The 20,387-nt window shown below is 49.1% G+C and carries 15 protein-coding genes; 5 read left to right on the forward strand and 10 right to left on the reverse strand.

All coding sequences use genetic code 11. The features are described 5' to 3' along the window. Positions 1-242: 242 nt before the first annotated feature. A complete protein-coding gene (gene ybaL, locus ACKPVM_RS01915) occupies positions 243-1,928 on the forward strand; it encodes a YbaL family putative K(+) efflux transporter (protein WP_409306449.1) in 1,686 nt (561 codons plus the stop codon). 86 nt (positions 1,929-2,014) lie between these two features. On the opposite strand, the gene hemH is transcribed toward ybaL, so the two are convergent. From hemH to ACKPVM_RS01955, 8 genes are all read right to left on the reverse strand, one after another. After that, positions 2,015-2,977 carry a ferrochelatase gene (gene hemH / locus ACKPVM_RS01920; RefSeq protein WP_409306450.1) on the reverse strand — a complete coding sequence of 321 codons (963 nt, stop codon included), beginning with the start codon at positions 2,975-2,977 and terminating at the stop codon, positions 2,015-2,017. Between the two features lie 248 nt (positions 2,978-3,225). Further along, positions 3,226-3,870: an adenylate kinase gene (adk, locus tag ACKPVM_RS01925; RefSeq protein ID WP_409306451.1), complete on the reverse strand. Its 645-nt coding sequence runs from the start codon at positions 3,868-3,870 to the stop codon at positions 3,226-3,228. A 260-nt stretch (positions 3,871-4,130) separates the two neighbouring features. Further along, positions 4,131-6,014: a molecular chaperone HtpG gene (htpG, locus tag ACKPVM_RS01930; RefSeq protein ID WP_409306501.1), complete on the reverse strand. Its 1,884-nt coding sequence runs from the start codon at positions 6,012-6,014 to the stop codon at positions 4,131-4,133. Between the two features lie 165 nt (positions 6,015-6,179). After that, positions 6,180-6,785 (reverse strand): recombination mediator RecR, encoded by a 606-nt coding sequence (gene recR / locus ACKPVM_RS01935; protein WP_409306452.1) that lies wholly within the window; start codon positions 6,783-6,785, stop codon positions 6,180-6,182. Next, positions 6,785-7,114: a YbaB/EbfC family nucleoid-associated protein gene (locus ACKPVM_RS01940; protein WP_132452506.1), complete on the reverse strand. Its 330-nt coding sequence runs from the start codon at positions 7,112-7,114 to the stop codon at positions 6,785-6,787. Before ACKPVM_RS01940 ends, recR begins: the two co-directional genes overlap by 1 nt. A 40-nt stretch (positions 7,115-7,154) precedes the next feature. Next, positions 7,155-9,215 (reverse strand): DNA polymerase III subunit gamma/tau, encoded by a 2,061-nt coding sequence (gene dnaX / locus ACKPVM_RS01945; RefSeq protein WP_409306453.1) that lies wholly within the window; start codon positions 9,213-9,215, stop codon positions 7,155-7,157. A gap of 75 nt (positions 9,216-9,290) precedes the next feature. Beyond that, a complete protein-coding gene (apt, locus tag ACKPVM_RS01950; protein ID WP_409306454.1) occupies positions 9,291-9,839 on the reverse strand; it encodes an adenine phosphoribosyltransferase in 549 nt (182 codons plus the stop codon). A 250-nt stretch (positions 9,840-10,089) separates the two neighbouring features. Further along, positions 10,090-10,482, reverse strand: coding sequence for a DUF454 family protein (locus ACKPVM_RS01955; RefSeq protein WP_409306502.1), 393 nt, complete (start codon positions 10,480-10,482; stop codon positions 10,090-10,092). 152 nt (positions 10,483-10,634) lie between these two features. Here ACKPVM_RS01955 and priC point away from each other — a divergent pair, with 152 nt between their 5' ends. Next, positions 10,635-11,171 carry a primosomal replication protein PriC gene (gene priC, locus ACKPVM_RS01960; RefSeq protein ID WP_409306455.1) on the forward strand — a complete coding sequence of 179 codons (537 nt, stop codon included), beginning with the start codon at positions 10,635-10,637 and terminating at the stop codon, positions 11,169-11,171. Positions 11,172-11,428: 257 nt separating this feature from the next. Then, positions 11,429-11,593 (forward strand): pleiotropic regulatory protein RsmS, encoded by a 165-nt coding sequence (gene rsmS / locus ACKPVM_RS01965; RefSeq protein ID WP_409306456.1) that lies wholly within the window; start codon positions 11,429-11,431, stop codon positions 11,591-11,593. Between the two features lie 100 nt (positions 11,594-11,693). On the opposite strand, the gene mscK is transcribed toward rsmS, so the two are convergent. After that, positions 11,694-15,059: a mechanosensitive channel MscK gene (gene mscK / locus ACKPVM_RS01970; protein ID WP_409306457.1), complete on the reverse strand. Its 3,366-nt coding sequence runs from the start codon at positions 15,057-15,059 to the stop codon at positions 11,694-11,696. A gap of 123 nt (positions 15,060-15,182) precedes the next feature. Next, a complete protein-coding gene (gene acrR / locus ACKPVM_RS01975; RefSeq protein WP_409306458.1) occupies positions 15,183-15,824 on the reverse strand; it encodes a multidrug efflux transporter transcriptional repressor AcrR in 642 nt (213 codons plus the stop codon). A 141-nt stretch (positions 15,825-15,965) separates the two neighbouring features. Here acrR and ACKPVM_RS01980 point away from each other — a divergent pair, with 141 nt between their 5' ends. Next, positions 15,966-17,156 (forward strand): efflux RND transporter periplasmic adaptor subunit, encoded by a 1,191-nt coding sequence (locus ACKPVM_RS01980; protein ID WP_409306459.1) that lies wholly within the window; start codon positions 15,966-15,968, stop codon positions 17,154-17,156. Between the two features lie 16 nt (positions 17,157-17,172). Then, a complete protein-coding gene (locus ACKPVM_RS01985) occupies positions 17,173-20,319 on the forward strand; it encodes an efflux RND transporter permease subunit (protein ID WP_409306460.1) in 3,147 nt (1,048 codons plus the stop codon). Positions 20,320-20,387 lie beyond the last annotated feature (68 nt).

A 20,387-nucleotide genomic window follows, 5' to 3' on the forward strand; every position in this document is an offset into this window, starting at 1 on the left:
ATAAATGGGAAATCTTGAAGAGATATATGCCAAGACATGAGCTTTATCATAATAATTAAGCATGTTTATCAATGCTTATCAGGAGAAACTTCACTTAAATCTATGTTACACTATGAATTACTTGGTAAGCTGACGTTTTTAACAAAAAGCGCTTTTTATCCAAGCAACATTTATCAATATACAATAGAATTTGTATAAGAAATCCGCTCATTCACGTTTCACACTTGGCAAAAGGAGTCGGGATGCATGCTACAACACCTCTAATTTCTACTATCGCTGTAGGGCTGGTACTCGCCTTCCTTCTCGGTATTCTGGCGAACCGTCTGCGCATCTCTCCTCTTGTTGGCTATCTTGTTGCCGGCGTACTTGTCGGCCCTTTTACGCCAGGGTTCGTCGCTGATACATCATTGGCCCCAGAATTAGCCGAACTTGGCGTTATCCTGCTCATGTTTGGCGTCGGTTTACATTTCTCACTAAAAGACCTGATGGCGGTAAAGTCGATTGCCATTCCGGGTGCGATTGCTCAAATTGCGGTTGCAACGCTACTCGGAATGGGGCTTTCTGCGGTTCTCGGCTGGAGTCTGGCAAGTGGTCTGGTCTTTGGGCTTTGTCTTTCCACGGCGAGTACCGTCGTACTGTTACGTGCTCTGGAAGAACGGCAACTGATTGATAGCCAGCGAGGCCAAATCGCTATTGGCTGGCTAATTGTAGAAGATTTAGCCATGGTACTCACACTGGTTCTGTTGCCAGCCTTTGGCGACATGATTGGTGCCGAACATGCAGATACCGGTAAACTATTGCGCGATCTCGCCTGGACTATCGGTAAAGTGATTGCCTTCATTACGCTAATGATTGTTGTCGGACGTCGTTTGGTTCCCTGGGTTCTGGCAAAAAGCGCCAGTACAGGTTCTCGGGAGCTGTTTACGCTAGCCGTGCTCGCCATGGCGCTGGGGATCGCTTTTGGCGCGGTAAAACTGTTTGATGTTTCCTTTGCGCTGGGTGCATTCTTTGCGGGTGTCGTTCTGAATGAGTCCGAACTCAGCCAACGAGCCGCACACGATACGCTACCGTTACGTGATGCGTTCGCGGTTCTGTTCTTTGTCTCCGTTGGCATGCTGTTTGATCCGATGATCCTCGTCAACGATCCACTTTCCGTTCTGATCACGTTGGCAATCATCGTGTTCGGTAAATCAGCGGCTGCATTCCTGCTGGTTCGGCTATTCGGTCACTCGAAACGTACCGCTTTAACTATTTCTGCCAGTTTGGCTCAAATCGGTGAGTTTGCTTTTATTCTTGCCGGTCTCGGAATCGTGTTGGGTTTACTCTCCGAAGAAGGTCGCAGTCTGGTGTTGGCCGGGGCGATTCTCTCCATCATGCTTAACCCCTTGCTCTTTACGATGCTTGAGCGCTATCTGGCAAAACATGAAACCATTGAAGAGCAGATTGTGGAAGAAGCGATCGAAGAGGAAAAACAAATCCCCGTCGACTTATGTAACCATGCTCTGTTAGTCGGCTATGGTCGAGTTGGTAGCCTGATCGGTGCGAAATTACATCAGGCTGGCATTCCCGTCGTTGTGGTGGAAAATTCACGTACGCGCGTCGATGCACTACGAGAACAAGGCATTAAAGCCGTTCTTGGTAACGCGACAAAACCAGAAATCATGGATATTGCTCGCCTGGACTGTGCCCGTTGGCTATTGCTTACGATCCCTAATGGTTATGAAGCGGGAGAAATTGTGGCGACGGCACGAGAAAAACGCGCGGATTTGGAGATTATTGCACGTGCTCATTATGACGATGAGGTTAGCTATATCACGGAACATGGTGCCAATCAGGTCGTGATGGGTGAACGTGAAATTGCCAATAGCATGATCACCTTGCTGAAACTGGATGAAGAGCCTGCCATCCCTCGGGAATGTCCCATCTGATTTTCAGGTACTGCGTTTTTTTATCAGCAATAAAGCGGGAATCTTTCCCGCTTTATTGTTTATCGTGTTAATCGGCTTAAATTACGTTAATCCGCTTGGGTAACCAGTTGTTCCAGCATATCAATGTGCAATGGATCGTCATTCAGTGCAGGAATGTAGTGAAATGATGTTCCACCGGCATGCAAGAATATTTCCCGATTTTGTTCCTGTATCTCTTCCAGCGTTTCCAGACAGTCCGCAGCAAACCCCGGACACATGACCTGAAGATGTTTAACCCCTTGCGTCGGCAACGCTTGCAATGTTGCATCGGTATAGGGTGTTAACCAGGGTTCACGGCCAAAGCGCGACTGAAAGGTCATCATGACCTTTTCATTAGGTATTCCTAATGCGGCGATTAATGCCTCCGTCGTTGCCCGACAGCGCTCTGGATAATCGTCGCCTTCTTCAGCATAGCGCTGCGGAATACCATGGTAAGAGAGCACTAACCGATCGGGCTCACCATGCTCAGCGAACGCGTGTTCAACCCGATATTTTAACGCGGCAATGTAGGCCGGATGTTCGGCGTAATCTCGAACAAAACGAATCGCTGGCAATTGTCGATAACCACGCAATTGCGCAGCCAATCCATCCCAAACAGCGGCAGTCGTTGAACAGGAATATTGGGGATACATCGGTATCACCACCAGTTGTTTGACACCCTGCGATAACAGCGTATCCAATGCAGAATGCAGACTCGGCGAACCGTAACTCATGCCAAGTTCGACGGGAATATCAGCCAGACGAGCCGCCAACGCCTGCTGCTGTCGGCGACTGATGGCCAGCAACGGCGATCCCTCTTTCGTCCAGACGGATTGATAGAGTTTTGCGACACGCGGGGAACGAAAAGGCAGAATAACGACTCGCAATAACGGCCACCAGAGTAAACGAGACGTATCGACAACACGCCTGTCGCTCAAAAATTCGGCCAGATAGCGCTTCACCGCTTGCGGTGTCGGTGCGTCAGGCGTCCCTAAATTTACCATCAGAACGCCGAATTTTTCACGTCTCATACCATCCCCTCAAGACAATCAAGCCATCTTATCAGCTTGCTGTAGCGCTATTTCAGAATGGTTATTGTAGCGAAAAAAACGGAATAGTGATGGGTGGATAGACCGATGTTATCAATAGTGGAGAGTATCAATAGTGGAGAGTATCAATAACGGAGAACATGAATAGTGGGGAGCATGCAGAGATCAAAAAATGCCAGATGAATATCTGGCATCAAAGGCACGGTACGTTTTCTCTAATACCGGAAAAATTAGCCCAGAATAGTTTCCAGCTCGGCGCGAACCTCGGCCACTTTGCGCGTACCTTCTACTTTGAAATAACGCGTATTACCAGCATCCGCTTCTTTCTGGTAGTAAGCCACTAATGGCGCGGTTTGCTGATGATATTCAACCAGACGCTTACGTACGGTTTCTTCCTGATCGTCTTTACGCGTGGTCAGGTCTTCACCGGTCACATCATCTTTGCCTTCAACTTTAGGCGGATTGAATTTAACGTGATAAACACGACCAGATGCAGCATGAACGCGACGTCCCACGATACGATCAACAATGAGCTCATCAGGCACAGCAAATTCGATCACATAATCGACATTGATACCCGCTTCTTTCATGGCATCAGCCTGCGGGATAGTGCGCGGGAAGCCATCCAACAGAAAACCATTACGACAATCGTCCTGGGCGATACGTTCTTTGACCAGAGCAATGACTAACTCATCAGTAACCAATTTGCCGGCATCCATGATTTCTTTAGCCTGCTTACCCAGCTCTGAACCGGCCTTCACTGCGGCACGTAGCATGTCACCCGTGGAAATCTGCGGAATGCCGTATTTTTCCATAATGAATTGAGCCTGAGTACCTTTGCCTGCGCCCGGAGCGCCCAGCAGAATAATACGCATTGCGTAAATCCCCTTGCTATATAATATTTAAAATAAATTTGAAAAACGCTAAACCATACCATTCCAGGCGATTATCCTCAAGGAACGGGCTCGCTTCAGCATGTTATCAACGGGTGAAAAGTTGCCAAACCTCATGACCGAATGCCATGAATTGTCAGTGTAGACGAAGAAAAAACGTTCAGTGAAGTGAGTACAAGAGAAAATCAGATTGGTCATCCTGAATATGTTGAGACCCCGGATAAACCGGGGTCTCGGAGACATCAGGCGGTCAGCAATTGGTTCATACGACGAATAAACTGGTTAGGATCGTCCAGCGTACCGCGTTCTGCCAATAAGGCTTGATCAAGTAGCAATTCAACCCACTCAGCAAACACCGCGTCATCACTGACATCCGCAGCACGCTTAACCAGCGCGTGTTCAGGGTTCAGTTCAAAAATGTATTTAACCTCTGGAGCCTGCTGCCCAGCGGCGGCAAACAGCTTCGCCATCTGAGTGCTCATCTCGTTGGCGTCAGTCACCACAATCGCTGGCGTATCGGTCAAACGGTGCGTTAGACGAACGTCTTTCACTCGTTCCCCCAGCAATGTTTTGACACGCTCAACAAAAGGCTCCAACGCCTTTTCCGCTTCCTTTTGCACATCATTTTCTTCGTCAGCCAGCTTATCCAACGCTTCATCGGCTTTGCTGACAGACTGGAATGATTTGCCATCGAATTCGGTCAGGTAGCTCATCATCCACTCGTCAATCCGATCGGATAACAACAGCACCTCGATACCTTTCTTACGGAACAACTCAAGGTGCGGACTACTTTTCGCGGCAGCATAGCTATCGGCGGTGATGTAATAAATCTTATCCTGACCTTCAACCATGCGACTGACATATTCGTCCAGCGACACGGTTTGCGCCGAGCTATCGGAGTGCGTTGTTGCGAAACGCAGCAGCTTGGCAATCGCTTCGCGATTACTACTGTCTTCAGCCGGGCCTTCCTTCAACACTAAACCGAACTGTTGCCAGAAGGTTTGATATTTTTCAGCATCATCCTTCGCCAGTTTCTCCAGCATTTGCAATACGCGTTTGGTCAGGGCATTACGCAAATTCTGAGTAACACGGCTATCTTGTAAAATTTCACGGGAAACATTAAGCGGCAGATCGTTGGAATCAATCAGGCCACGAACAAAACGCAGATAGTTCGGCATAAACTGTTCGGCATCATCCATAATAAATACGCGCTGAACATAGAGTTTTAAACCGTGCTTATGATCGCGATTCCACATATCCCACGGTGCCTGGGCCGGAATATACAGCAGGCTGGTATATTCCTGTTTTCCTTCCACCCGGTTGTGGCTCCAACTTAGTGGATCGGTAAAGTCGTGAGCGATGTGTTTATAGAATTCGTTATATTCTTCATCGCTAACGTCTGACTTACTGCGCGTCCACAGGGCTTGAGCCTTATTGATTTTTTCCCAGTTGACAGTCGCTTCACCGCCTTCTTCTTCACTTTCCGTACGCGACTCAATTTCTACCGGCAACGCGATATGGTCAGAATATTTGCTGATAACGGAACGTACGCGCCAGTCATCCAGAAACTCGTCTTCACCTTCACGCAGGTGTAACGTAATTTCAGTTCCGCGCTCGTCTTTGGTGATATCAGCGATGGTATAGTCCCCTTCCCCCGCTGACTCCCAGTACACGGATTGATCCGCCGCGGCGCCCGCCGCACGGGTACGCACCGTCACCTTATCAGCAACAATAAAGGCGGAATAGAATCCCACACCAAACTGACCGATCAGTTGACTATCTTTAACCTGGTCGGAACCCATCGATTCTAAAAACGCTTTAGTCCCCGATTTGGCAATCGTGCCCAGATTATCGATTACCTCATCACGACTCATCCCAATACCGTTATCAGAAATCGTCAGCGTCCGTTTTTCTTTATCCGTCGAAACACGTACGCACAAATCACCATCGCCAGCATAGAGTTCAGGTGCTGACAGTGCGTGAAAACGTAATTTATCTGCCGCATCAGAGGCATTAGAGATCAATTCACGTAGGAAAATTTCTTTATTGGAATAGAGTGAATGGATCATTAAATGTAGCAATTGCTTTACTTCGGACTGGAATCCACGGGTTTCTTGGCCTTTCATACTCATTGTTACTTACCTCAATCCTAATATTATTCAGGCTGATGACGATGAGCATGAAATGGGGATAAACGATGATAATTTCAAGAGGTGATGAAGCACGAGCAGGCAAAAGGAAGGAGAAATAAAGGAAACAAGCCGGCTATCAATCACGGATAGCCGACCGAATCAGAACTTAAAAGGCTGACGTCCGGCAAGGGAATGGGACAGCGTTGTCCCATCGACCATTTCCAATTCACCACCGACAGGCACACCGTGTGCAATTCGACTCGCCATCACGCCATGCTGTGCGCACAATTCAGCAATGTAGTTAGCCGTCGCATCCCCCTCCACCGTCGGGTTGGTTGCCAGAATCACTTCACTGATTGATTCATTTTGCAAACGCTCTTCCAATCGCCCCAGACCAATATCATCTGGACCGATCCCATCAAGCGGGGACAAGTGCCCCATTAACACAAAATAGCGACCGGCAAACTGTCCAGTTTGCTCAATAGCGTGAATATCAGCCGGGCTTTCCACAACACAAATCTGACCGTTTTGCCGACGGCGAGGATTTGAACAAATCGTACACACATCTTGCTCGGTGAACGTGCGGCAATCGGCACAATGTCCAATTTCAGACATCGCTTGCGTTAACGCCTGCGCCAGACGCATCCCACCGCTGCGATTACGCTGTAATAGATGAAAAGCCATGCGTTGCGCCGATTTGGGCCCAACGCCCGGCAAGCAACGCAAAGCTTCCATCAACGCTTCAAGAAGCGGGCTGGTTTGCATCAGAACGGCATCTTGAAGCCCGGCGGCAATTGCATACCGCTGGAAACAGACGCCATTTTCTCTTTCTGCGTTTCTGCAATACGGCGGGCAGCATCGTTAAACGCAGCGGCGATCAGATCCTCCAGCATCTCTTTATCATCTTCCATCAGGCTGGGATCGATCTCCACACGGCGGCAATTGTGCGCACCATTGATGGTGATTTTCACCAAACCTGCGCCCGATTCGCCAGTGACTTCCAGATTCGCAATCTCTTCCTGCATCTGCTGCATTTTTTCCTGCATCTGCTGGGCTTGCTTCATCAGATTGCCAATTCCACCTTTACCAAACATAGTTTTCTCTCTATTGCATCGGGCTGCACACTCGCAGCGATTAAACAGGGCGGATACTTTCTTCGTCCAGTTCCGCATCAAAGAAACGCCGCAGCGTTTGAATCGTATTATCAGCCAGAATCGACTGGCGCGCCTGCGCCAGCTTCTCTTCATAAATCGCCTGACGCCATTCTAATGGCGTCAGCACCTCTGGATTATCATCTTCCGTGACGAATAATTCTATGGGATAACCGTGATGCGCCGTCAATGCATCGGTTAACGCTTTCTGTGCCGCAGGCGAATTCAAATGGCGCTGAGAAGAACGTAAATGCAAATGTATTTTGCCCGGCTCAGGCATTTCCCTAAATGCATTCAATGCCAGTTGTTGCACCAGTTTTGGCAACGTCAAACGATGAATTTCCGCCGCCCACTCATCTCGCGTCAGTGACTCTTCCGCCAGACGCGCAGCGAGCTCCGGCGTTTTTTCATGTTCCAACGCCGAACGTAATGCTTTGGGCGTTGTGACATCCGCTTTAACTTCTTCAACTTTATTCTGTGCCCGCCAGCGATAAGCCTCTGGCTTCCTGGGCGCCGCCGCTGAATCTTTTTCGTTTTGCCGCTGCACGCTACGCTCAGTCACCGTAGCTAAACGCTCAAGTGCCGAGGTTGCCGGCCGCGTTTTATCAGACGCTGCCGGTTCAGCCTTTTTTGGTGGTGTCGTCCCTTGTTTACGTAACAGTTGGCTACGAGCCTTAAGCAACTGGGAAGTCGCATCTGATAACCCACTATCGCCCCCCATATGAGCGGCCGTATCAGGAGGCAATGCAGATGCACCGTCGCCTTCTGCCGAAGCCGTATCGTCAGCAGATAATACAGGCATCTCCGTCGGATAAGCGGGAGGAGGCGTACTATGCTGAACCGCATGGCGCTGTGGCTCATCGCGCGAAGGTGTTGGCGTATTCGTTACGGACGGTGTCGTATTGATTGGCTGAGCTGGCGTCATTGCCACTGGTAAAACCGGGGCCTCGATGATCTGCCGCGGGTGAAACGCTAATGCACGCAGCAATGCCATCTCTACCCCCATACGGCGATCCGGCGCATAAGGCAGCTCTTTTCGACCAACCAAGAGCGTTTGATAATAAAGCTGTAAATCAGCTGGCGGTAGCGTTCGGGCCAAATCCCGTAAGCGCGCCTCAACCGAGGCATAGTCGTGACTCAATGCAGTCGGCAACAGTTGCACCATGGCAATTCGATGCAATAACGTCAGGGTTTCTACCAGCAGTGATTCCCAATCAACGCCACGCGCAGCCGCTTGATCGAGCAAAGACATCACGCCCGCCCCATCAGCATTGACCAGCGCTTCGATGATCGCCAGCGGTTGCTCATCATCCAGCGTACCCAGCATCTGGCTAACCGCGGCAGTCGTGACTTGCCCTTGCCCCATGGCAATCGCCTGATCGGTGAGACTCAGCGCATCACGCAAACTCCCGTCAGCGGCCCGCGCCAACAATTGCAGCGCTCGAGGCTCACTAACGAGTTGCTCGGCCTGTAATACCTGCTCTAAATGTGTCCGAATCTGCTCGACATCCAGCGCTTTAAGATGGAACTGCAAACAGCGAGACAAAATCGTCACGGGTAACTTTTGCGGATCGGTGGTTGCCAACAGGAATTTAACGTGAGGTGGCGGTTCTTCCAGCGTTTTCAGCAGCGCATTAAAACTGTGCCGTGACAGCATATGCACTTCATCGATCAAATAGACCTTAAAGCGACCTCGCGCCGGCGCATACTGCACATTATCCAGTAGCTCACGAGTATCCTCAACTTTGGTTCGGGAAGCGGCGTCAATCTCGATTAAATCAACAAAACGACCTTGCTCGATTTCACGGCAATTATCGCACTGACCACAAGGTGTTGCGGTTACGCCATGTTCACAATTCAGCCCCTTGGCGAGCAAACGCGCGATGGTGGTCTTCCCTACACCGCGAGTACCAGAAAACAAATAAGCATGGTGAATTCTGCCTAGAGAAAGGCCATTAGCCAACGCGGTCAGGACATGTTCCTGACCGACAACATCGGCAAAAGTTTGAGGACGCCACTTACGGGCAAGAACCTGATAGCTCATCAACACCGCAACAGTTGAGTTATTGAGGAGGTCATGCTAACACAGCCACGTCATTATCGGCGAGGCTGTTAATGATTAATGTCCGGGGAATTCGACCAGGCTATAGCAGTTAATCCCCATCGCTTCCAAACGCTGAGTACCACCCAAGTCAAATAGGTTGATGACAAAAGCCGCATCGGTAACATTGCCACCTAAACGACGAATCAGCTTAACGGTCGCTTCAATCGTCCCACCCGTTGCCAGCAAATCATCAATAACCAAAACGTTATCGGTGGCGCTAATAGCATCTTCGTGGATTTCCAAGCGATCAGAACCGTATTCCAATTCATATTTCTCACTGATCGTCGGGCGCGGCAACTTGCCCGGTTTACGAACAGGAACAAAGCCGACGCCCAACGCCAGAGCGACGGGAGCACCAAACAAGAAACCACGTGCTTCGGTTCCCACGACTTTTGTGATTCCTACATCACGGTAGCGGTTGGTCAGCATTTCAATACTGGCAGCATAGGCTGCTGGTTCTTCCAGCAGACTCGTCACATCACGAAACAGAATTCCCGGTTTGGGGTAGTCAGGAATACTTTTAATACTGTTTTTAATCAATTCTAGCGGCTGTGCTGTCATCATCTCTGTGCCTGATAAAACGTTCTAACCATACTAATGCCGACCCCATGCACCCTCCCACATCCCATCTACGAATGAAATGGTAAACTTATGGAAGCAATGAAATGGCGGCCTGAGCACGAAAGCGGTCAAATCTAGTCAAACTGGCAGATAAAAGCAACAATCCACGCTGCGTCAGCGCGTTTTTGTCACGACCATCATACCCCTACCAAATCTATCGGCTAACGCAGCAGGTTGTGTTACAAGCGAACGGTTATAAATGTCTTCCGGAAATTTTTTGTTGTTCAGGATCAATAACCGGTAGACGAAGCATGAAGGTCAGTAAAATTGCCAAAATAACCAGTAACAATATCCTGACCCAATTCATCTTAACCAGCCAAAGCGACAGAGCGAACGTTAACAAAATAGCGGTAATCGCCTTCCATTTCGCGCCCGGCGGTAAAGCCCGATATTGCTGCCAATGACGTAAATAGCTACCAAACCACGATCGATACAGCAGCCAATCATGAAAACGTGGGGATGAACGCGCAAAGCACCATGCGGCTAAGAATAAAAACGGCGTAGTCGGCAACAAAGGCAGTACAACACCAAGCGTTGCCAATACCACGGCGACCCACCCTAATATGATTAACGCCACACGATACATATTCACCTTTATGATCCAGACACCCTGATCACACTTTAGCATCAACGTTTCTGACTCGTTAGTTAAGATATTCTCATTCAAGGTAAGACAATCTCTTGTACCTAACTATCATTGAAGGCAAGCTGGGCCGTCGCATGAAATAGGAAAATAATGTGAACACTCACAAACTGCTGCTGGCTCTTGAACAACAGATAGCAACGCTTGCAAACGCAATTGAGCCTGTGGCGGATAGGCCCATTCAACAATCGCGCTTCGACCGCCATTTATTCAGTTGTTACGGTACACGCCTAAAAGATTATCTGGCCGAAATCAGTCAGAACTTATATCTCATCAGGCAGCTAGTGGCCGAACAACGTCCGGAACACGTCGCTTTCATCGCCGAAAAATTGGTTCAACAGATGACGGCCTTACAGCGTGAATTGGCAACGCAACCGTTACGGCATCAGGAACAGCCCAAAATCACATCGGCTGACGATCTCTACCACAAGCTGGCAGAACATCAGGATTATGAACGCCGACTGCTCGCGATGATTCAGGACAGGGAAAGCCTGCTCAACCTGCAAACGCAATTAACTGAACAACAGCGGTTACAAAAAGAACTGGCTGCGCTGGAAGGACGATTATCCCGCTGCCGTCAGGCGCTCTCCCGGCTAGAACGCACCATCGAGCGCAACGAGCAAGGACTGTAAATTCTGCCGTCTTTCTGCTATACCCGTCATACTTCAAGTTGCATGTGCGTTGGCTGCGTTCAGTCACCCGAATCACTTACTCAAGTAAGCTCATCGGGATTCCTTCGCTTGCCGCGTTATTCGGCCTTATGGCCTCACCCCTTCGGGGTCAGCGCAAGCGCTGTTCAAAAACGCTTTGCCGTTTTTGTCCTGAAACTTGAATTATTTTGGGTATATACCCACAAGGCACGAGTAAAATTCACTGAGGTAGCATCATTATGTCACTGGAAAACGCGCCGCCGGAAATCAAACTGGCTGTCGATCTGATTATGTTGCTGGAAGATAATCAGATCGAACCACAAATTGCGCTGGCCGCACTGGACATTGTACGAGCAGACTTCCAGAAGAAAGTGCAGCAGGAAAACACGCCAGCGGAGCTATAAGGTTCAAGAGAAAGACCGGGACGGCTCTGGCACTAGTCTAGCCACTCTATCGTCTGCCACTATCGCAGCCCCTCTCAACCATATAAATCCTTTTCTCATGCTACGCCTTTCCTTCCTCACCCAAATCCCGAGAAACCTCTTTTACCACCTGTCCATCGGCATTATGCAGATGCACTTCCAACTGATCGAAGGCAATGTTGATATCATGTTCCCGACACATTTGGTCAATGCTCCGGTTTAGCTCATCAACGGTATAGCTGCGGTCACGTAGTTCACGTACATACAAACGTAACTCATGATCCAATGCGCTGGCACCGAATCCCAAGAAAAACACCTGTGGTTCGGGATCAATCATCACCCGGGGGTTATCACGCGCCGCCTTCAATAAGATCGCTTTCACCTTATCCAGATCGGAACCGTAGGCCACACCAATTTTGATCAAGACGCGAGTAATCGTGTCCGATAACGACCAGTTAATCAGCCTTTCTGTCACAAAAGCCTTGTTTGGAATGATCACTTCTTTTCGATCGAAATCGGTAATGGTTGTTGCACGAATACGGATTTTACTGACCGACCCAGAGAAAGAGCCGATGGTAATCGTATCGCCGATACGGACGGGGCGCTCAAACAAAATAATGAGACCGGAAACAAAATTGGCGAAAATTTCCTGCAAACCGAACCCCAAACCGACAGATAACGCAGCCACTAGCCACTGTAACTTATCCCAGGAAACACCGAGCGAGCTGAGTGCTGTCACGGCCCCGACCGCACTAATCAGGTAGGTTAATATCGTCGTAATCGCATATGACGTTCCCTGACGAAGTTGTAAACGGGAAAGAACCAGCACCTCCAACAGACCAGGAAGGTTACGGGTCATGACATAAGCGACAACCGTCACCACCAGTGCCAATAGCAAGTTACCCAGCGTTACCGCCTGCAACACACTATTGCCCGCCACCGTGCTGCTATAGTGCCACAGCGTAATACTGTCGAGATAAGACATGACCGTGACCAGATCCGACCAAATCCAATAGAAAGCACCAGAGAAGATCAACAACAGCACCATCGTCGTTAAACGTAGCGACTGCTGCCCTATTTGCTCTAACGCTAGCGGCGGCTCGGGAACCGGCTCGCTCCCTTCGGCGCCCTCTTTCACCATACTTTGTCGACGCGCCACCGCACGACGGTAAGCCAGACGACGTGCTGCGACACTCAAACCACGAATTGTCGTCAGATAAATAATGCTCCAAACGATCAGTAGATACAGACTATCTACCCAGCGCCCGGCTAATCTCAGCGTGGTATAAAAATAACCGTTATACATTAATCCAATCAGTACTGGCGGCATCAGCGCAAGTGCCGTAATAACAATAAGTCGAACGGTATGCGTTTCTTTTTCACGCCAACTATCACGACACAAAGGGAAAACCAATATCCCCAGTAAAATCAGGTTACAAAACATGACGATTTGGCCAATGACGTCATCCGCCAGATACAGCGGCGCTTTCTCACCGATGACAGCCCAAAAAATCATCGGCAGCATCGCGCCACCTATGCGAACAACCTGTCGACGATAATGTGCCGCCAACGAAGCGGTAAAATTGAAATGCCGCTCGCTGATGCCTCCCGGCAACAGGCTGCGATATGCCAAACCGAATACCATCCAGAACAGCACCAGATTTTGGCTTAATGACCAAATAAACCCGCCAATCGTACTTTCTATATGTCTAACCCAGAATCCAATCGCCAGAATTAACAGCCCCACAGGAAGAATCATGATGAATTCCAGGAGAATAGCCTGTGGGGTATGAAGCTGACTGTCCCGTTTAAGCTGACCAACATCATTCGCCAGATGCATTTGATAGCTTTGAATAGCGCCACGTCGCCAGTGGAGTAAAAAGGCTAGCACTACCATGGGGATCAGAAAAATCAGTGCGTACAATGAACCTTGTAACAGGTTGTCTGGCTTAATATTGATATTAAAGTGGCGAACCTGCTGTTTCAGTGCCGAAGGCAGCTCTTTAATCCAGTTCCAGTTCATCGGTTTATTGCTGCTAACCCAGAAGATCTGCTGCGTTAACGTATGCTGTAGGGAAGCATTGACATCTACCAATTGCTGCCGATTAATTTGTAGATTAATCGCCAACATAAGCTGGTTACCGAGTTGTTTGTTCAGTTGATCCAGCAGTTCACGGCGCATATCCAAAATTTGCTCCAGCGCCTCGCTGACCTCTTGGTCAAGCGGCGTATTACTGGCCGCCATCAGTTGTTGAATATACTCATCCCCGCGGAACAGCACATCGCGCTGCTGGTTGATTTCAAACTGTTCCAGTCGTAAATCCGCAATCTGTGTGCTCATGTCGCTCATGGATTCCGCCGAAGGCAAATTGAGCTGCTGTTGGTATAAAATACGCGACAAAAGCAAACTGCCTTTCAACACCTGAACCTGTTCTTTCAGATTCCGCTCTGACTGCGTGGTACGATCGAGCCAGTTTTTTACCTGAATACTCTGCTGAACCAACGTATTACCCGCCTGTGTTGCCTCAATCAACCGCTGGCTGAGCTGTCGATTGGTATCCAGTTCCGCTTTGACCAACGGGTTTTCCTGAATACGCTGAGCATCTTCAGAGGTTTGTGCTTCCTTGGCGGTTTTTTCGGAAAGGTTCAGTCGTTTACCGTTAATTATCCCCTGTAACAATTGAACCATACGTTCTAATTGATTGATCTGGGCGGCAGTGTAGTCCCGCTGTTTTTGTAACAGATCCTGCAAGGTGGTGTTCACTTCAAGGCTTTTACGCTGTTGCTCCATCTGCAAACCAATCAGGATCTGTTCGGTTTGCCATAATACTTGCTGGCTGGGACGTAAACCGTTCTGGCTATCAACACCATTCAGCTGATTACGAATTTGCTGGCTGCGTTGGGATGCGGACAATAAAGCACTCTGTACGCGTTCAGGCTGGGTTTGTAGCGATATCAACTGGCTGTTATAAGTCGATAAATTTTCCTGTGCCGCCTGTAAATCATCCAACGTCTCATTTAGTCGAGCTTCCAGTTGCCGTAGTGACAGCGACGACAATGATTGAGGGCTAACGCCTTCTGTGCCATTCAATTCAGTCAATGCGTCCGTCGCCTGCTTTAATCGGCTCGGAGCCTGAGCAGCCTGCTGTTTAAGCTGACTGGTTTCCTGACGAACGCGTTCAATGGCATCCAGCAATTCCAGAGTTTGCGTCAAGTCCTGCTGAGCTAATTTGTCTGTCGAAGTCAGATTTTTTTGTTTATTCAGCGAATCCAGACGATTCTGAATATCACTTCTGGTTGGCAGGTCGCTACCGGAAGACGCCCCCTGAACCGCAGGCGTTAACAGGCATAATAAAAACACCAGTTTCATTATGCTGCGGGCTGCGGTATAAAAATGACGGAAAACATGCGGTAGGGAAGGATGTGAGGAAAAACGCCTGAAGCTCATGATACGTAATCGGTTTAAACGGAATGCACTAGATTACCATGATATCTACTACACACCGCATGTCTAAAAGTAACGATTCATGATTGCGATTAGTCGCTCATCGAACCCGGTGCAATGGATGATTCAAACCGGAGTATGGCGGATCGCGGTACTGAAACGGAGCATGTCAATAAAGGCATCCGTCAGGGTTGGTGCTTCCTGTTCAAGATTGAAACTGTCAGGCATAAACAGCCAATTTTCCATAATGCCTGAAAAATAGGCACGCATGGCGATGGCGGCGCGACGAGGGTGAATATCCGTTGGTAACATGCCCATACGGATGCACTGCATCAGGTTATTTTCAATATCAACGTAGCAGGAAAGATAAAGCGCTTTACGTGCGTTATAAGATTGCAGCATTTCTCCCACAAACTCGCATTTGTGAAAGATGATTTCCATCATGGAGCGCCACTGAGGATCGCTGACGGTTAAACGAAGCATATAAATCAATAATTCACGCATCACATGGAGTGGATTATCAGGAAATTTTGTCTGATACTCTAATTCAAACTGGTTGAGTTTGGACTCAGCCAGCGTCCATATTTCATAAAACAGCTCAGCTTTATTTTTAAAATGCCAGTAAATGGCACCACGGGTCACACCTGCAGCAGCGGCAATATCGGCGAGCGACGTAGCGGATACTCCATGCTCTGAGAACATTCTCAATGCAGTATCAACTATATGTCTTCGGGTTTCCTGAGCTTGTTGTTTGGTTTTTCGTGCCATATCGCTGTATTTGAAGGAAAGTGCGATTTACATACATTCGAGTATGTATGTAACATAGCACGAACATAAGACTATCGCAGCAATGGGTTTTAAGCTTGTGATCCATTGGTCAATTTCAAATCGGACACTTGAGGTTTATCTATGAACAAAAACAGAGGGCTAACGCCTCTGGCGGCAGTTCTGATGCTTTCTGGCGGCTTAATTCTCGCAGGATGTGATAATAGTGCAAATCAGCAAGCGGGTGAGCAACAGGCACCAGAAGTGGGCATTGTGACCTTAAAAACCCAATCGCTGGATGTCACGACAGATTTACCAGGTCGTACCAACGCCTATCGCATCGCAGAAGTGCGCCCTCAGGTTGGCGGAATCATTCTAAAACGCAACTTTGTTGAAGGAAGTGACATAAAAGCTGGGGCATCATTATATCAGATCGACCCTGCGACCTATGAAGCTAGCTACAATAGTGCCAAAGGCTCATTAGCACAGGCACAGGCCAGCGCTGAAATCGCTCGCTTAACGGTGAATCGTTACAAGCCGTTATTAGGAACCAATTACATCAGTAAGCAGGAATACGATCAGGCTGTCGCCACGTCCCGTCAGGCAGATGCCGCGGTTCAAGCAGCTAAAGCGGCTGTTGATACCGCTCAGATCAACCTCGCTTACACCAAAGTCAGCTCACCGATTTCCGGCCGGACAGGTAAATCAACGGTAACGGAAGGAGCGCTGGTTGCGACCGGTCAAGCGACAGCATTAACTACCGTCCAGCAACTCGATCCGATTTATGTCGATGTCACTCAATCCAGCAATGATTTTCTGCAACTGAAGAAAGAGCTGGAAAACGGTACGTTAAAACAGAGTGAAGGCAAAGCAACCGTGCGTTTGCTATTGGAAAATGGCGTCGAATATACGCATCCCGGTACATTGGAGTTTTCAGGCGTGACCGTTGATGAAACGACCGGCTCGATTACCCTACGGGCTATTTTTCCAAACCCGCAACACGATCTTTTACCTGGCATGTTTGTCCGTGCTCGCCTTGAGTCCGGTGTAAACAGCAATGCCCTGCTCGTTCCACAGCAAGGTATTACCCGTGATCCACGTGGCGAAGCCACAGCAATGGTCGTGGGGGAAGGTGATAAAGTTGAACCTCGCACGCTGAAAACCAGTAAAGCGATTGGTGACAAATGGTTGGTTACCGAAGGCTTGAAAGCAGGCGATCGCGTTATTCTCACTGGCTTGCAAAAAATCAGGCCCGGTGCGCAAGTGAAGGTCAAAGAAATCGCTCAAGGCAACGAGCAACCGCAGCAAGCGTCCGCTGAACCCGCGAAGTCTTAACAGGAGCCGGTGATTCATGGCTAAGTTTTTTATAGATAGACCCATTTTTGCGTGGGTGCTCGCCATTATGGTGATGCTGACAGGGCTATTGGCTATTGTAAAACTGCCAATAGCCCAATACCCGACAATCGCACCACCAGCGATTGAAGTGACGGCGTCTTATCCTGGTGCCGATGCATCAACGCTGCAAGATTCCGTTACCCAGGTTATCGAACAAAACATGAATGGTATCGATAACCTGATGTATATGTCATCAAGTAGTGATTCATCGGGTACCGCGCAGATTACGCTGACCTTCGATGCAGGCACTGATGCCGATATTGCGCAGGTTCAGGTACAAAACAAGCTGCAATTGGCAATGCCGTTGTTACCTCAGGAAGTTCAGCAGCAAGGCGTTAACGTCCAAAAGTCCAGTAGCAGCTTCCTGATGGTCGCCGCCTTCATCAGTGAAGATGGCAAATTATCGCAGGAAGATATTGCGGACTATGTCGCCGCTAACGTCAAGGATCCTATCAGCCGAACTTCTGGTGTAGGTGATGCACAATTATTCGGCGCCCAATACGCGATGCGTATTTGGCTTGACCCGAATAAACTGAACAACTATCAGTTAACCACGGGTGACGTCACTGCAGCTATTAAGGTACAGAATAACCAGATTGCCGCAGGGCAATTGGGTGGTTCACCGCCGGTACCGGGTCAGCAGTTGAACTCCTCTATTATTGCGCAAACCCGTCTGAACTCACCGGAGGAATTTTCTAAAATCCTTCTGAAAGTTAATCCGGATGGATCTCAGGTTCGCCTGAAAGACGTTGCACGCGTTGAACTCGGTGCCGAAAGCTATGATGTTATCGCTCGTTTCAACGGACAGCCCGCGTCTGGTATCGGTATTAAACTGGCGACGGGTGCGAACGCATTGGATACGGCAACTGCTGTTAAAAACGAACTGGCCAAATTGCAGGAATTCTTTCCTTCAGGGCTGAAAGTTGTTTATCCCTATGACACCACCCCTTTCGTTAAAATATCCATTAACGAGGTGGTAAAAACACTGGCGGAAGCCATCGTTCTGGTTTTCCTGGTGATGTATCTGTTCCTGCAGAATTTCCGTGCCACGCTGATTCCTACGATCGCGGTTCCCGTTGTCCTGTTAGGTACGTTCGCCATACTTTCAGCCTTTGGTTATTCCATTAACACCTTGACGATGTTTGCCATGGTGTTGGCCATCGGGCTTCTGGTGGATGACGCCATTGTTGTTGTCGAAAACGTGGAACGCGTCATGGCGGAAGAAGGCTTGCCGCCGAAAGAAGCAACGAAACGCTCAATGGAACAAATCCAAGGGGCGCTGGTCGGTATTGCTTTGGTTCTATCAGCCGTATTCATCCCCATGGCATTTACAGGGGGTTCCACGGGGGCAATCTACCGTCAGTTCTCCATCACGATTGTATCCGCGATGGTGTTATCTGTACTGGTTGCTCTGATTCTAACTCCAGCCCTTTGCGCCACGTTGCTGAAACCGATCGCCAAAGGCGACCATGGTCAAAAAACGGGCTTCTTCGGTTGGTTCAATCGGTTGTTCGAGAAAAGTTCTCACCATTACACGGATAGCGTAGCAAACATCCTGCGTAGCACCGGACGTTATCTGCTGGTCTATCTGTTGATTGTGGTGGGGTTGGCGTTGCTGTTTCTGCGTTTGCCTAGTTCATTCCTTCCCGAGGAAGATCAGGGGGTTCTGCTAAATATCGTTCAGTTGCCTGCTGGCGCCACGCAAGAGAATACCCAGAAAATAATGGATCGGATGACCAAATATTATCTGGAAAATGAAAAAGACAACGTTCAATCCGTCTTTACGGTTACGGGTTTCGGCTTCTCCGGTCGAGGACAGAATGCGGGCTTAGGATTTGCCAGCCTAAAAGACTGGGATGAACGTCGTGGTAGTGAAAACAAAGTCACCGCTATCGCGGGCAGAGCGAATGCTGCATTCAGCCAAATCAAAGAAGCTATCGTGATTGCAGCCAACGTTCCTGCGATCGTTGAACTGGGGACGGCAACGGGCTTTGACTTCCAGTTAATCGATCAGGCCAACCTTGGTCACCAGAAACTCACTGAAGCGCGTAATCAACTTTTGGGAATGGCGGCTCAGCGACCTGATATGCTGGTGCAAGTACGCCCCAACGGCATGGAAGATACGCCGCAGTTCAGGCTCGATATTGACCATGAAAAAGCGCAAGCGCTGGGTGTCTCACTGTCAGACATCAATACCACGCTGGCAACCGCTTTAGGTGGAAGTTACGTGAATGACTTCATTGACCGTGGACGTGTCAAGAAAGTGTACGTCCAGTCTGATGCCCCATTCCGTATGCTTCCTGATGATATCAAGAGCTGGTACATCCGTGGTAGTAGCGGACAAATGGTCCCCTTCTCGGCCTTCACACAAAGCCATTGGGAATATGGTTCACCTCGACTGGAACGCTACAACGGTCAACCTTCCATGCAAATTCAAGGGGAAGCCGCACCAGGTAAGAGTACGGGTGAAGCCATGGCACTGATGGAAGAATTCGTGACCAAATTGCCGCAGGGCATCGGCTACGAATGGACCGGGATGTCTTATCAGGAACGTTTGTCAGGTAATCAGGCACCGGCAATCTATGCTATTTCGTTGATTGTGGTGTTTCTGTGCCTCGCTGCGCTTTATGAAAGTTGGTCTATCCCGTTTTCTGTCATGCTGGTGGTGCCACTGGGTATTATTGGTGCCTTGATCGCCGCCAATATGCGTGGCCTCGAAAACGACGTCTACTTTAAGGTGGGCTTGCTGACAACCATAGGGTTATCCGCCAAGAACGCCATACTGATAGTCGAATTCGCCAAAGACCTGATGGAAAAAGAAGGCAAAGGACTGATTGAAGCAACGCTGGATGCTGTCCGTATGCGTTTGCGCCCAATACTGATGACGTCACTCGCCTTTATTCTTGGTGTATTGCCGCTGGTTATCAGTTCCGGTGCGGGTTCCGGTGCCCAGAACGCAGTTGGTACAGGCGTCATGGGCGGGATGATCACGGCGACTGTCCTTGCGATATTCTTTGTTCCAGTCTTCTTTGTGGTAGTCCGCCGCCGTTTTGGCAAGAAGCTTGATGATACAGAGCAACATCACAAGATAGAAAATACCTAAGATTCAATTCGTTTCTCAGAAAGAAGGCCGCATATTTGCGGCCTTCTTTATTTATAGCCACCGAGTTC

Source organism: Pectobacterium hainanensis (assembly GCF_046237015.1).
GTDB lineage: Bacteria > Pseudomonadota > Gammaproteobacteria > Enterobacterales > Enterobacteriaceae > JBJYIN01.

Coding starts and splice junctions, on each gene's coding strand:
- ACKPVM_RS01940 (WP_132452506.1), bottom strand. CDS start 7,114: ATGTTTGGTAAAGGTGGAATTGGCAATCTGATGAAGCAAGCCCAGCAG.
- ybaL (WP_409306449.1), top strand. CDS start 243: ATGCATGCTACAACACCTCTAATTTCTACTATCGCTGTAGGGCTGGTA.
- hemH (WP_409306450.1), bottom strand. CDS start 2,977: ATGAGACGTGAAAAATTCGGCGTTCTGATGGTAAATTTAGGGACGCCT.
- htpG (WP_409306501.1), bottom strand. CDS start 6,014: ATGAAAGGCCAAGAAACCCGTGGATTCCAGTCCGAAGTAAAGCAATTG.
- ACKPVM_RS01980 (WP_409306459.1), top strand. CDS start 15,966: ATGAACAAAAACAGAGGGCTAACGCCTCTGGCGGCAGTTCTGATGCTT.
- recR (WP_409306452.1), bottom strand. CDS start 6,785: ATGCAAACCAGCCCGCTTCTTGAAGCGTTGATGGAAGCTTTGCGTTGC.
- mscK (WP_409306457.1), bottom strand. CDS start 15,059: ATGAGCTTCAGGCGTTTTTCCTCACATCCTTCCCTACCGCATGTTTTC.
- apt (WP_409306454.1), bottom strand. CDS start 9,839: ATGATGACAGCACAGCCGCTAGAATTGATTAAAAACAGTATTAAAAGT.
- rsmS (WP_409306456.1), top strand. CDS start 11,429: ATGTCACTGGAAAACGCGCCGCCGGAAATCAAACTGGCTGTCGATCTG.
- acrR (WP_409306458.1), bottom strand. CDS start 15,824: ATGGCACGAAAAACCAAACAACAAGCTCAGGAAACCCGAAGACATATA.
- adk (WP_409306451.1), bottom strand. CDS start 3,870: ATGCGTATTATTCTGCTGGGCGCTCCGGGCGCAGGCAAAGGTACTCAG.
- dnaX (WP_409306453.1), bottom strand. CDS start 9,215: ATGAGCTATCAGGTTCTTGCCCGTAAGTGGCGTCCTCAAACTTTTGCC.
- ACKPVM_RS01985 (WP_409306460.1), top strand. CDS start 17,173: ATGGCTAAGTTTTTTATAGATAGACCCATTTTTGCGTGGGTGCTCGCC.
- ACKPVM_RS01955 (WP_409306502.1), bottom strand. CDS start 10,482: ATGTATCGTGTGGCGTTAATCATATTAGGGTGGGTCGCCGTGGTATTG.